Origin of the sequence: Arthrobacter sp. 131MFCol6.1, assembly GCF_000374925.1 — a bacterium.
Taxonomy (GTDB): Bacteria; Actinomycetota; Actinomycetes; order Actinomycetales; family Micrococcaceae; genus Arthrobacter.
In genome coordinates, this window is sequence record NZ_KB895555.1 from 42,719 (window position 1) to 55,912 (window position 13,194).

The 13,194-nt window shown below is 65.3% G+C and carries 12 protein-coding genes; 3 read left to right on the top strand and 9 right to left on the bottom strand.

The features are described from left to right. Positions 1–8 precede the first annotated feature (8 nt). The 7 genes from C566_RS21810 to C566_RS0118740 form a co-directional block, all read right to left on the bottom strand. Positions 9–1,148 carry a 2-hydroxyacid dehydrogenase gene (locus C566_RS21810; protein ID WP_018775889.1) on the bottom strand — a complete coding sequence of 380 codons (1,140 nt, stop codon included), beginning with the start codon at positions 1,146–1,148 and terminating at the stop codon, positions 9–11. Beyond that, positions 1,145–2,485 (bottom strand): MFS transporter, encoded by a 1,341-nt coding sequence (locus C566_RS0118720; protein WP_196802408.1) that lies wholly within the window; start codon positions 2,483–2,485, stop codon positions 1,145–1,147. Before C566_RS0118720 ends, C566_RS21810 begins: the two co-directional genes overlap by 4 nt. 175 nt (positions 2,486–2,660) lie before the next feature. Next, positions 2,661–3,371, bottom strand: coding sequence for a GntR family transcriptional regulator (locus tag C566_RS0118725; RefSeq protein ID WP_018775891.1), 711 nt, complete (start codon positions 3,369–3,371; stop codon positions 2,661–2,663). 311 nt (positions 3,372–3,682) lie between these two features. After that, complete coding sequence (locus C566_RS22805) at positions 3,683–3,976, bottom strand: hypothetical protein (RefSeq protein ID WP_155846944.1); 294 nt, start codon at positions 3,974–3,976, stop codon at positions 3,683–3,685. Positions 3,977–4,172: 196 nt separating this feature from the next. Further along, positions 4,173–5,243, bottom strand: coding sequence for an alkene reductase (locus C566_RS0118730; RefSeq protein ID WP_018775892.1), 1,071 nt, complete (start codon positions 5,241–5,243; stop codon positions 4,173–4,175). Between the two features lie 82 nt (positions 5,244–5,325). Next, positions 5,326–6,381: a 2,3-butanediol dehydrogenase gene (locus tag C566_RS0118735; protein WP_018775893.1), complete on the bottom strand. Its 1,056-nt coding sequence runs from the start codon at positions 6,379–6,381 to the stop codon at positions 5,326–5,328. A 147-nt stretch (positions 6,382–6,528) separates the two neighbouring features. Continuing rightward, positions 6,529–8,319, bottom strand: coding sequence for an NAD(P)/FAD-dependent oxidoreductase (locus tag C566_RS0118740; protein ID WP_018775894.1), 1,791 nt, complete (start codon positions 8,317–8,319; stop codon positions 6,529–6,531). A gap of 205 nt (positions 8,320–8,524) precedes the next feature. Here C566_RS0118740 and C566_RS0118745 point away from each other — a divergent pair, with 205 nt between their 5' ends. Further along, positions 8,525–9,862, top strand: a complete 1,338-nt coding sequence (locus C566_RS0118745; RefSeq protein ID WP_018775895.1) for a GAF domain-containing protein — start codon at positions 8,525–8,527, stop codon at positions 9,860–9,862. On the opposite strand, the gene C566_RS23260 is transcribed toward C566_RS0118745, so the two are convergent. Next, on the bottom strand, positions 9,863–10,369 hold the full coding sequence (locus tag C566_RS23260; RefSeq protein WP_018775896.1) for a PKD domain-containing protein: 507 nt from the start codon (positions 10,367–10,369) through the stop codon (positions 9,863–9,865). A 441-nt stretch (positions 10,370–10,810) separates the two neighbouring features. Continuing rightward, positions 10,811–11,467, bottom strand: a complete 657-nt coding sequence (locus C566_RS22815; RefSeq protein ID WP_155846945.1) for a DUF6318 family protein — start codon at positions 11,465–11,467, stop codon at positions 10,811–10,813. 210 nt (positions 11,468–11,677) lie between these two features. On the opposite strand from C566_RS22815, the gene C566_RS0118755 reads away from it, so the two are divergent. Beyond that, positions 11,678–12,112, top strand: a complete 435-nt coding sequence (locus C566_RS0118755; protein ID WP_018775897.1) for a pyridoxamine 5'-phosphate oxidase family protein — start codon at positions 11,678–11,680, stop codon at positions 12,110–12,112. A gap of 122 nt (positions 12,113–12,234) precedes the next feature. Further along, on the top strand, positions 12,235–12,726 hold the full coding sequence (locus tag C566_RS0118760; protein ID WP_081627382.1) for a very short patch repair endonuclease: 492 nt from the start codon (positions 12,235–12,237) through the stop codon (positions 12,724–12,726). The last annotated feature ends 468 nt before the right edge of the window (positions 12,727–13,194 follow it).

A 13,194-nucleotide genomic window follows, 5' to 3' on the forward strand; every position in this document is an offset into this window, starting at 1 on the left:
ACCCCGGGTTACGCCCCTTTCGCGGCGAAGGCCGCGGTTGCGAAGACCTCCGGATTCAGGACGTTGTCTGGGCGCTCCCCCGCCGCGACCGCCAGGATCGAGGCAATGGCGCTGGCCGCGACGTCGCGTGTGAAGTCCTCGGTCCAGCACAGGGAATGAGGGGAAAGCACGACGTTGTCCAAGGTCAGGAGCTCGTCGTCGGGAAACAGGGGTTCCGGCTCAAAGACGTCGAGGCCGGCGCCGGCGATCCGGCCGTCCCGCAGGGCGTCCCGGAGGGCATCCGTGTCCACGAGTTTTCCGCGGCCGATATTGATCAGGTAGGCGCTTGGCTTCATTCGGGCCAACGCGGCGGCGCCGATCAGTTTTTCGGTCGCCGGTGTCAGCGCGGCGCAGAGCACAACGTAATCCGAGCGCTCCAGGAGCTCATTCAGGCCCAGCAGCTCGACGCCGAGTCCGGCGGCTTCCGCGTGGCGGCCGCTGCGGTTGTTGCCCACGACTTTCATCCCGAGCGGGGCCAGGAGGCGGGCGAGCTCAGCGCCCACGCTGCCGAAGCCCACGATGCCGACCGTCTGGCCCACGAGCGGCGCGCCGCGGTAGTGCTCGCGTTGCGCCCAGTCAGAGGTCCGGGTCAGCCTGTCCTTGGCCAGGAGCTTGTGCGAGAGCGCCAGGAGCAGCGTCAGTCCCGCCACTGCCAACGGCCGCCGGATGGCATCCGGGGTGTTGGTGACGACGATGCCGGCGCGGGTGCAGGCGTCCAAGTCGATGGTTTCGTAGCCTGCCCCGAACCGTGCAATCAGTCTCAGGTCCGGGGCGTGGTCCACGGTGCGTGAATCGAAGGCGATGTGTCCCAGTGACAGCACGGCATGGACCCCGGCGAGGTCGGCCAGCGGAACCGGATCCGTGTAACTGGGCAGGACGCTCCAGCTGATGCCGTGCTCGCTGAGCCGCTGCAGCCCCAAGTCCCCGTGAATGGAGTTTCCGTCCGGCCGCGCGGCGTCGGCCGTGACGGCCACCCTGAACGGCGAGCGGGCGGTTCCCGCAGTGGTGGTTCCCGCAGTGGCGGTTCGCGCAGTGGTGGTTCCCGCCGCCGGGGCGGCCGCCGTGGTGGCGGCCGCCGTCGTCGTCAATGCGTTTGTTGCTGTGCTCATGCGTCGGTTCGGCTTTCTGTCTGCGTTGCTGCGGTCTTGTCCTTGATGGGTTCGCGGACCAGCACTGTGTAGGCCACTGCGGCCAGGGCCGCGATGATGCCGCCGATCACGAACGACGGCGCGTAGGAACCGGTGGCATCGGCGATCACACCGGTCAGCAGCGGGGCAAAGGCGCCGCCGAAGTAGCCGCCGAAGTTCTGAATGGCACCGACGGAGGCAACCTGTGAGTTGTCCACGATGTCGCCGGGCATGGCCCAGGCGGCCGCCTGCATGGTGGCGACGAAGCCCAGCGCCACGGTCATGACGGCGATGGCGAGCGGGAGGGAATCCACGAACGGGATGAGGCAGATCAGGATGCCGGCGGCAATCGCTGCTACGGACATCACGTGGCGCTTGGCCAGCAGCGGATCACGGCCTGCCTTCTTCGAGTAGCGCGTCATGACCCAGCCGCCGGTGATGCCGAGGATGGCTGCGCCGAGGTACGGGACAGCCGCGAGCCAGCCGGAGCTGGCGATGCTGGCACCGCGTTCTTCCTGCAAGTAGAGCGGCAGGAAGACGATGAAGATGTTCCAGATCCAGATGACGCAGAAGAATCCGGCCATCATGCCCCAGATTTGGCGGTGCTTGAAGAGTCCGAGCCACGAAACCTTCTTGGCAGTCAGGAGCTGGGTGGTGCGCTGGCTTTCGATGTAGTCCAGTTCCTTCGCGCTGATGCGCTTGTGCTCTTCGGGAGCGCGGTAGTAGAGGAAAAAGGCCAGTGCCAGCACGAGGCCTGCGACGCCGAGGAAGAGGAAGATGGCCTGCCAGCCGAACGCGAGCATGATGGCGGTCAGGACGGGCGGCGCGATGGCGGGTCCCCACTTGGAACCGCTGTCCCAGATGGCGGTGGCCTGCCCGCGCTCGGCCCGCGGGAACCAGTCAGCGGTGAGCTTTGCCGACGCCGGCCCGTTGGGGGCTTCGGTGATGCCGAGCAGGAAGCGGAAGGTGATGAACTGCCACATCTTGGTGCCGACGGCCATCAGCGCGGTCGCGATGCTCCAGCCTGCGATCGCGAGGAAGTACATCCGTCGGGCGCCCAGCTTGTCCACGAGCCAGCCCGCGGGCAGCTGGGCAAAAGCGTAGGTCCAGGAGAACACGGTGCCCAGGAGGCCAATGTCCGTCCGGGTCATGCCGAACTCTTTGATCAGCTGCGGCGCGGCGATGGAGATCGCGCTGCGGTCCATGTAGTTGATGATGCCGGCGGCCAGCGCCCAGCCGAGGATCCACCACCGCAGATTCTTGATGGTGCGGCGTGTTGCGGATTCCTTGGGCCCTGCGGCCAAAGTTTCTGTTTGCACTCTTCACTCCCTTGTGACTCCCAATGCCGGCACCATAGCCGTCACAATCGAAGATCCTATGGGGTCTTCGATCAGCTGTGAAGAGGGTCACAAAAGATGGCACAGGAGCCGGTTGCGCTGTTCCGCGGTGTTGTTACGCGGTGTTGGGCCCGCGTGCGTCAGCCTGGGAGGAGACCTATTCCGCGGGAGCGTCGGCGATGGCGCGGCCGCGCACCTTTTGCACGTGCTCGGCCATAGCGGCTGCCGCCTTCTCAGGGTCGCCCGTCGCGAGGGCATCCAGGACCGCCTGATGCTCGGCGATCGCGTGGTCGGCGTCGGTGATGCCCACTCCCCCGAACAGGCGGAAGCGCTGAATCTGTCCGCCGAGGGCGGCGTAGGCGGCCACCATGAACTGGTTGCCCGTCTGCTCCGCGATCAGCCGGTGGAACCGTTCATCGGCCTCGAGGTAGCCGCGGAATTCGGCAAAGGACGGCCCGCGCGGGGCGTCCTTGAGATCGGCGACTGCCCGTTCCAGTTCGGCCAGGTGGCCGGGCGTCAGCCGGGCACACGCCAGTCGGGCGTTGACGGGCTCGATCGCGAGGCGGGCTTCCATGAGCTCGGCGAAGTCTTCCCGGGTGAACACCGGAGCAACCCGGTAGCCCTTGAGGGCCACGCGGCGCACCATCCCGGTATGTTCCAGCCTGGCGAGCGCCTCGCGCACGGGGGTGGGCGAGACGTCGAGTTCCCGGGCGGTCCCGTCGATGCTGACCGCGGTTCCGGGTTCCAGCCGGCCATCCATCAGCGACGCCAGGAGTTCTTCATAGACGTGGTCCGCGAGGACCTGCCGACTGACGGCGCGGCCGGCGGGGCGCCCCTCAGAGTGGCTGCCGGTGGAAGCGAATTGCATCTTCAAATCCTATAGGACCGGGCGTGGCGACATCCCCTCCGGGACATGCCCATTTGCCGCCCCCACCAATGGGCATGCCCCTCGCTGCGCGTCATGGGCCCACGGGGACATGCCCAATCCCGGCGCCAGCCGCGGGACATGTCCAGTGGCCAATTCGTCCAGGGAACCTGTCCGGTGGCCCCGCTATGCAGGACGGGACATGCCCACCCCCACACTCCGGCGCGGGACATGTCCAGCCTTAGGCCAAACCAGCGAGCGACATGCTCATTGTTAAGCGCGATCAGTGGGCAGAATGGCATTCTGCCCACTGATCATGGCTGCGGCCGAGCATGTCCAGTGGTCATGATGCGCTGCGAGGAACATGCTCTTTCGTGCACCTCATCGCGGCACATGTCCGGACCCGGGTGCGGCTGGACATGTCCCGTGGCCATGATGCGCTGCGAGGAACATGCTCTTTCGTGCACCTCATCGCGGCACATGTCCGGACCCGGGTGCGGCTGGACATGTCCCGTGGCCATGATGCGCTGCGAGGAACATGCTCTTTCGTGCACCTCATCGCGGCACATGTCCGGACCCGGGTGCGGCTGGACATGTCCAGTGGTCATGATGCGCTGCGAGGAACATGCTCTTTCGTGCACCTCACCGTTGAGCATGTTCCGTCTCGGACCTGCCCTGCGAGGGACATGCTCATTGTTAAATGCGATCAGTGGGCAGAATGGCATTCTGCCCACTGACCGTGACTGCGGCTGAGCATGTCCAGCCGAGCGGGCGCCGCGAAAGTCACCGCGCCCGCAGTTGGCCCTAGTTCTGGTAGGCCGGGTAGTCGGTGTAGCCCGTGGCGCCGTCGGCATAGAACGTGGACGCGTCGGGCTCGTTGACCGGCAGGCCTTCGCGCCAGCGGCGGGCGAGGTCCGGGTTCGCGATGGCCGGGCGTCCGACAACGACGGCGTCTGCGTGGCCGTCGGCAACCAGCGAGATGGCCTCATCCCGGGTGGTGATGACGCCGAATCCGGTATTGACGAGGAAGGCTCCGTTGAAGCGTGAACGCAGGTCCTGGACCAGTTCGCCGGTGGGGTCCTTGTGCAGGATGCTCAGGTAGGCCAGGTTCAGCGGCGCAATAGCATCCACCAGCAGGCGGTACGTCTCGCGGACGTCTGCGGCGTCCAGTTCGGTGACCCCCTGGACGTTGTGCTCCGGTGAGATCCGGATGCCGACGCGATCGGCGCCCACGGCCTCAACCACGGCCTTCACAACCTCGATCACGAAGCGCGCCCGGTTCTCCGGGGAGCCGCCGTAGAGGTCGTCACGCTGGTTCGATGACGGCGCCAGGAATTCGTGCAGCAGGTAACCGTTGGCGGAGTGCAGCTCCACGCCGTCGAACCCTGCCTCGATCGCGTTTAGCGATCCCTGGACAAATTCCTGGAGGATGCCGGGCAGTTCGTCGGTGGTCAGGGCGTGCGGCACGGGGTGCGCCTGCTTGCCCTTGGACGTGCGGGTCTCTGCCTCGACGGCGATGGCGCTCGGCGCAACCACTTGGTGGCCGCCGGTGATGTCCTCGTGCGAAACCCGGCCACCGTGCATGATCTGCGCGAAGATCCGGCCACCTTCGGCGTGAACGGCTTCCGTGACCTTCTTCCAGCCGGCAATCTGGTCCGGGGTGACGATGCCGGGCTGGCCCGGGTACGAGCGCCCGGCCGGGCTCGGGTAGGTGCCCTCGCTGACGATCAGGCCGAGCGAGGCGCGCTGGCGGTAGTGCTCGGCAACCAAGGGTCCCGGGATTCCTTCCTGGCCGGAACGGAGACGGGTCAGCGGCGCCATGACGAGCCGGTTGGGCAGTTCCAGCTCGCCGAGGGTCATCGGGGAAAACAGCATGCGCAGTTCCTTTCGCAGTGAATGGGTTCACTGGCGGCAACTGCGAGGCGTCTGCAACTATTCCCTGGTGAGACTCGGATCACTACGGGTGGACGATGATCTTCACCGCGGTGTCGTTGTGGTTGATCAGCGTGTCGAACCCCTTGTCCACCAAGTCGTCCAAGGCGATCCGCCCCGTGATGAAGGGTTTCAGGTCGACTTTTCCTTCCTGGACGAGCTTGATGGCGGCTTCGTGGTCGCCGCAGTAGGCGATGGTGCCGCGCAGGTCGATTTCCTTCAGCACGACTTTCTGCATGTCGACCGTGGCCGGGTGCCCCCAGATCGAGACGTTGACGACGACGCCGGCGGGCCTCACGACGTCGAGCATGGTGTCCAGCACCGCATTCACACCGGCACATTCAAACGCCGCATCGGCCCCCGCACCGTTGGTCAGTTCCAGCACGCGCGCCTTGACGTCGTCGGCACTCGGGTCGAGCACGTGATCCGCGACCCCGGAGGAAGCCGCCTTGTCTTTGCGGGCGGCCGACAGCTCGGTAACGATCGTGGTGACGCCGATGCCCTTGAGGACCGCGGCGGTGAGCAAGCCGATGGGTCCGGCACCCCCGACGACGGCGACGTCCCCGGCTTTGACGCCGCTCCGGCCGACGGCGTGATACGCCACCGCAAGGGGTTCGATCAGTGCGGCCTCGTCCAGGGGGATGTCGCCAACGGGGTGCACCCACCGGGTGTCGACGACGATCTTCTCGCTCAAGCCGCCACCGCCGCCCGCCAGGCCGATGAAGCCCAACTTGGTGCACAGGTTGTAGTGGCCGCTGAGGCAGGGACCGCATTCATTGCAGACGTAGTACGGCTCCACGACGACGTTATCTCCGACGGCCAGACCGCTGACGCCTTCCCCCAGTTCTTCGACGGTGCCGGAGAACTCGTGGCCGAGCGTGACCGGGGCGGCCTCGTGGGTGAGCCCGTGGGGGTGGCCCGGCGGCGGGGTGAAGATGGGTCCTTCCAGGAATTCATGGAGGTCGGTGCCGCAGATGCCGCACCAGGCCACGGCGATCTTCACCGTTCCCGGACGCAGCTCCGGCTCTTGAATGTCTTCGATCCGGAGATCCTCGCGGGCATGAAATCGTGCTGCTTTCATGGTGTTTCACCTTCGCAGTCCAGGGCCGTGGATGCGCCCGGTCAGGCGCATCCACGGAATAAAAGTTGGATTTTCACAGGGGGCCGTAGCCCCAGTCTGGTGGCCGTGCCTGAGATTGTCACGACCCGCGCAAGTCAGCGCGTGCGGTTAGCGTGCGTGGTGCGTGGGCTGCAGCTCGAAGACCGGCGTCGGCAGTCCTTCCATCCTTGCCTTGAGCTGCAGGGCAAGATAGTTCGAATAGTGCCGGCTCTGGTGCAGGTTGCCGCCATGGATCCACAGGTTCTCCACGTTGGTGGGCTTCCACATGTTGCGCAGTTCCCCCTCCCACGGCCCCGGATCCTTGGGCGTATCCGATCCGAACCCCCAGCACTTGCCGACGGCGTCCGCCACCTCGGGCGAGACCAGATCAGCCAGCCAGCCGTTCATCGACCCATAGCCGGTGGCGTAAATAATGACGTCGGCATCCAGCTCCGTTCCGTTGGCCATCACGACGGAGTTGCCGGTGATCTTGCTGACCTGGCCATTGGCCAGCTTGACCCGGCCGTCGATGATCAGCTGCGAAGCGCCGACGTCGATGTAGTAGCCGGAGCCGCGCCTCAGGTATTTCAGGAACAGGCCGGAGCCGTCAACGCCGAAGTCCAGGTCAAAGCCGGCAGCCTCGAGCTGGGAGTAGAAGTCCGCGTCCCGGCGGGCCATCTCCGCATAAACCGGGATCTGGGCTTCGGGCAGAATCCGGTACGGCAGCGAGGCGAACAGCAGGTCGGCTTTCTCCGTGGTGACGCCGTTGGCCAGGGCCTCTTCGGAGTACAGGCCGCCGAGGGCCAGGTCCATGAGGGATTCACTGCGGGCAATATGCGTCGAGGACCGCTGGACCATGGTGACATCGGCGCCGTGTTCCCAGAGGTCGGCGCAGATATCGTGGGCCGAGTTGTTGGAGCCGATGACCACGGCCTTCTTGCCGGTCCAGTCGCCGCCGCCCGGGTGCTTGGACGAGTGGTACTGCTCCCCCAGGAAGGACTCGGCGCCGTCGAACGTGGGGACGCTCGGGTACCCCGACACACCCAAGGCGAAGACGAGCTGCTTCGGGCGCAGGGTGACCGGTTCGCCGTCGCGCATCACCTCCACCACCCACTCCCGGGACGTTTCGTCGAAGCGGGCGCTGGTGCACTCGGTCTTGGACCAGTAGTTCAGTTCCATGATCCGGGTGTAGTTTTCCAGCCAGTCGCCGATCTTGTCCTTGGCAGCGAAAACGGGCCAGTCGTCGGGGAACTTCATGTAGGGCAGGTGGTCGTACCAGACCGGATCGTGCAGGTGGAGGGACTTGTAGCGGTTGCGCCAGGAGTCACCCGCGCGTTCGTTCTTTTCGATGATGATGGTGGGTACACCGAGCCGGCGCAGCCGCGCGCCCAGACCGATCCCGCCCTGGCCGCCGCCGATGATGACGGTGTAGGGCTGGTCTTCGTAGCCGAGCCGCGCCTCCTGCTCCTCCTTCAGTTCCAGCCAGGATTTGCGGCCCTTGGTGATCTCGTGGGCGACACCCTTGTCCCGGTTGGGACCCTTCCTTTCCTCAAAGCCCTTCAGTTCCTGCATGGTGGTGAGCAGGGTCCAGCATTTGCCATTCCGGAGGCGCAGATGGGCGTAGCCCCGGGCTTGGGCGGTCTCGAAGTTCACCCAGGCCTCGGCCTTGGCGGCGTCCCCGGTGGCGTCCTCGGCGAGGGTCCAGTTGCTGGGCTGCACCTCGTCCAGGGTCGCCTCGAGCATGCGCCGGATGTCCTCTTTGCCCTCCAGGGTCTTGAGGTTCCAGGTGAAGGAGACGAAGTCGCGCCAGTACGAATCGTCGTCGAAAAGTTCCAGTGCGGCGTCCGTGTTGTGGCTGCGCAGTGCCTCATCGAACTGCGCCAACCACGCCCCGACGACGCCGTTTGGTGTCTCAGGCATGATTCCTCTTTCCATTGCTGACAGTGGGTCGCTCCCGTTGCGTGCCGCGTAGACCACGCAGTGACCCGCATCACAAGTAAAAGTCGCAGGGGGTTACAATCGGGTTACACGGAGCTCTCAAGCTGTCGGCAGGCGCGCAGGTTGGCCGGCGGCGGCAGGGACCCAGCCGGGTGCGACGATTCGAGGGCGAGTTGAGAGAATGAGCATGCGGCAGGGCAACGGCTCCATCACGCATCCCTCGGACCTTAGGTTTTCCGCGCCGGCGGAGTATGCCCGAATCCTCCGGGCGGCGCACGAGACCACGATTTCGGGCACTCCGGATCCGCACCTCTCGCCATCGCTTATCAAGTCCTGGCAGCGTTCCCTGGCGCTAGGCATCAATCCGGACCAGCATCGGCCGCTGCACCGGCATGAGGTCTCCGAGGCCCGATCCCTCAGCGCCGGCCATCGGCTGGCTGCGGTGATGCCTGCGCTGTCACAGCTTCTGGCCGATGAGACCGTGACCGGGCGCCATCTGCTGATCGTGACCGACCACGAGGGCGAAGTGCTGTGGCGCGTCGGCAGCAAGCAGGCCTTGCGGCTCGCGGACTCGCTGGAGTTCGTGGAGGGCGCCGACTGGTCCGAGTCCGGGGTCGGCACCAACGCCATCAGCGAGGCCTTGGTGACCGGTGCGCCGGCGCAGCTCTTCTCGGCTGAGCACCTCGTGCGGACCCACCATGACTGGGCTTGCACCGCGTCCCCCATTCGAGACCCTCTGACCGGCGACGTCGTCGGCGTCCTGGACGTCTCCGGCCCGTTCGAATCGGTGACACCGGACAGCCTGCGGCTGGTGCGTTGCGGAGTGCGGCTCGCAGAGGAACTTCTGAAATCGGCCCCGTTTCCCGACGGCGGCGCCGGGCGCTCCGGGCAGCGGGCACCGGGCGGCGAGCGGACAGTGCGCGACGGCGGCGCCCGGTCGCAGCTCATGCTGCGGCTCTTGGGGGACGCGCCATCCGCGGCGGTCGACGGCGGCATCAGCCGCCCGCTGACACTGCGCCGCGCCGAGATCCTGGCCCTGCTGGCTTCGCGTGACCAGGGCTGGAGTGCCGAAGAATTGGCGTACGAGCTCCATGGCGATGCGGGCACCGGTGCGGCGATCCGGACCGAGATGCACCGGATCCGCGCCATTCTGGGCGATGTCCTGGAAGCGAACCCCTACCGGTTCTCGTCTACCGTCCACGTCGTGACGGACGCTTCCGTCGTGGCCGGTCATCTGCGGGACGGTCGGGTTGCCGAGGCGTTCGCGGCGTACCCGGCAAAACTGCTCACCCGTTCGGTCAATCTGGCGATCGGGTTCATGCGCGACGAGCTCAACACAGCCGTGGGAGCGTCCGTACGGTCAAGCGGTGATGCCCGGCTGATGCTGCAGTGGTGCACGAGCGACATGGGGTCCTTCGATACGGCGACTGCGGCTGCCGTGGCTGCGCTGATGGGGCCGGACGACCCGCGTTGCCAGCTCGTGAATGCCCGGATGGAACGGGTGGACCGGGAGCTGCGAGCCTAGCTACGGGCCAGGAGGCGGCGGGGCGACGCCGGGGCAGCCTTGGCCTTGGGGATTCTGCAGGCACGTGTCTGCGTAGTTTCTTGTGATCGTCCGCCAGACACTGACTGTCTGTGGCGGCGAGCTGAATTGTCCTTGGCCGGGGATGGGCAGCGGCGGGCCGCCATTCACGGAGTAGGTTCCCTGGAAGTGGGTGGTCAGAACCACCGGAAAGTCGCCGGTCTGGGTGTACACGTGACTCGTCAGGGTCTTCTCGCCCCAGCGGTCCTGCGGAAGCGGTCCACCGGCCGCCGTTTGCGGGCCGAGCGAGGTGCCGTCGCCATAGCTCCACGCGTACTGCACCGGCTTGGCGGTGACATGGACGGCCTGGGCCAGGATTGTGATGTCGAACTCCTGATCCGCGGCGCTGGCGAAGAAGTTGGTCTCGGCTCCCCGGAGTGTGTTGGGGCTGGGCTGGGCCGTGGACGTGCCCGCAGATATCGGAAGCCGCTGGAACTCCCGCTGGATCATTGCGGCAATTCTGGGCAGCAAGTCCGCCGGCCTGGGATCGAAGAGGCACGTTGGGCCGGAGTGAAATGACCATGTCGGGTTGGGCACGCCAGCCGGCGCTTTCAGCCAGACAACGGGAATGCCAGCCTTTCCGTCTGGGCCGTTCGAACAGTCCACAGCTGCGGCGAGACAGTCGGCGTCAAAGTCGCCGCCACCCAGGTGGCACTGGAGTTCGTATTTGTATTGGAAGGGGTCGGCAGATACAGATCCGGGCTTATTCCGGACAAACGTCTTCAAAGCACTGTCCCATGCCCATCCGTTGACGTTGAGACTGTCTGGATGCCAATCTCCGAAGATGTCTGGATCATCCGCACGCGCGGCGTTCACCCCAAAGACTGCGACCAAACCCGTCACGACCAATAGCATTTGCGCGATTCGCGACATCTTGGACAGTCGCATCCTTCACGCCACGATTCTGCCGACATCAACAAGGCTCCATGCGCCGTTTTTGAAGGCTACAAACAGCAGATTTCCGGTGTCATCAGGTTGCGGATCACGGCGAGCTATTGAGCCGTCCGCCCGCACATACGTCAATGGCGTCTGGTGGGCCTGAACCACAACTTGGTACGTGGCCTCAGCGCTCTTGGTGAATTCTGTACTTATGGAGGGCGTCGATATTTTTCCTCCCACGAGCCACCGCCCCTCCGAATGCCATGCTTGGATTACACTTTTGGCCTTTTCGCATGGTTCACATGCCGACGAGGTAACAGTCTCTAGAATCTTCAGCTCGCCTGATTCATACCCGTAGCTGAGAAGGCTGAACCAATAGCTGGCGAAGGCCATCGCACCTTCCTTCGTCTCCGCCTTCGCAGCTTCCGGCAACTCCGGCACTGGCACGTTCTGCGCCTTGCCGGTCGCGTCGGCGGGCTTGTAGCTGGCGGTAGGTGTGGGAGTTGCGCTCGGGGTGGGCGACCCGGCCGGGTTTTGCGAAGCAGCAGGTGGAGATCCAGGAGGCGGCGTTCCATCCCCGCTGCACGCTGTGACAGACATCAGGGAGATCGACAGCAAGGCGACCGCACAGGCTCGCCAGGGACCGGAAAGCCAAGTGCGCGATGTCATGGTCAGCTACTCCCCCGATAGAAAATCAAGACGATTGAAGCCAATTTGTGGCTTAAGGGTAACCGAGATCACATTTTGCTGGTCAAGATTATCCACAGGCATCATGTGGCCGCCCCGCATACCGGCAGACCCCGGCAGACCACCCCGGCAGTCCTTTGCCAGTCCTTTAGCCCCTAGCCATTTCGCTCGGGAGGAAAGAACAATGAACCCATGATGTTCGAACACGAAGACGGCAATCCGATTCTCAAACTGGACGACGATCAAGCCTGGGCATTGATTGAGGGCACCAAGCACGGCAGGCTCGTGGTCACGGTGGCCGGCGAACCCGACATCTTCCCCGTGAACTACGCGGTCGGCGGCCGGAAGTTGTTTCTCCGCACCGCACCGGGAAACAAGCTGGCCGAGCTCACCATCAATTCGAAGGTGCTCTTCGAAACGGACGGCATCCTGTCCGAGGAAGCATGGTCAGTAGTCCTGCGCGGCACTGCGCGCGTCCTCGACCAATCAGCCGATATCGCCGAGGCCGAGGCTCTCGGGCTGAAACCGTGGGTTCCAACGTTGAAGGACTTCTACGTGGAAATTACGCCGACGTCGGTCAGCGGCCGCCACTTCCAGTTCGGCGAACACCCGGAGCGCGAGATCTAGCGCCCGACGGCGACTACCCGCCCGCCGACGCCGGTCCACCCCAGACCCCCAGACGCCCGGCCCCGCCGGCCCGGCTAAGTGCCGGCCGGCGCCAGGACCTTGCACCCGCCTAGACTTAAATGATGGCGGACAAGCTGACTCCGGAGCGGCGCAGCTGGAACATGTCCCGGATCCGGGGCAAGAACACCAAGCCGGAAATGCTGGTCCGCAGGCTGCTGCACGCGAAGGGATACCGCTACCGCCTGCACGGCACCGCGGCCGGCGGCAAACTTCCGGGCAACCCCGATCTCGTCTTCGCCGGCCGCCACAAAGTCATCTTCGTCAACGGTTGCTTCTGGCATTTCCACGACTGCCGGGTGGGCCAGCACGCACCCCAGGCAAACGCCGAGTTCTGGGAAACCAAGCGCACGCGCACCCGGAACCGCGACGCCGCCCAGCGGCTTCAGCTCGAACGCGATGGCTGGGAAGTCCTCACCGTGTGGGAGTGCGAGCTGAAGGATCGATCGGCGTTGGAGCTCCGCCTCGATGCTTTCCTTCAAGGCCGTCTCCTGCAGGGCCCCTTCCGCCAAGGCCCGGCCCGGGACGGGACGAGCCCTCCTGAGGACCTTTGCTGAGCAGCAACGTCCCGCGTGTCGCGCGGCCCACCTCCGGCGCAGGTTGAACAGCCTCCGCTAATATTCGACTCCGGGGGCGATAGGCATTATTCGGTCAGTACCAACGCGTACTGCAAACACGGGAGAGCGCACGATGCCGCACTTGCTGATGTCCAACGACCAGCCCGAAACGACTGTTGCGCCAACAGATTCCAGTCGCACAGATTCCAGCCCCGCAGTTTCAGATCCCACGGTTCTGCCGTTCCGTCGCGTCGGCCACACGAGACTCCGCGGCTTCCGGCCCCGCCAGTTCCGCGGAGCGAACCCGGATCTGGAGCCGCTGCGCCGGCAGGCGGCCTCAATCATTGATGAGGTTCTGGCTGGTACCAACCCGGAAGAAGCTGAAGTGCGGGAGAAACTCCAGTGGCACGTCGCTAACAATCCCGGCCAGCCGGAAAAGGCGCTCCTGGAGCATTTGCGGACAGTGGC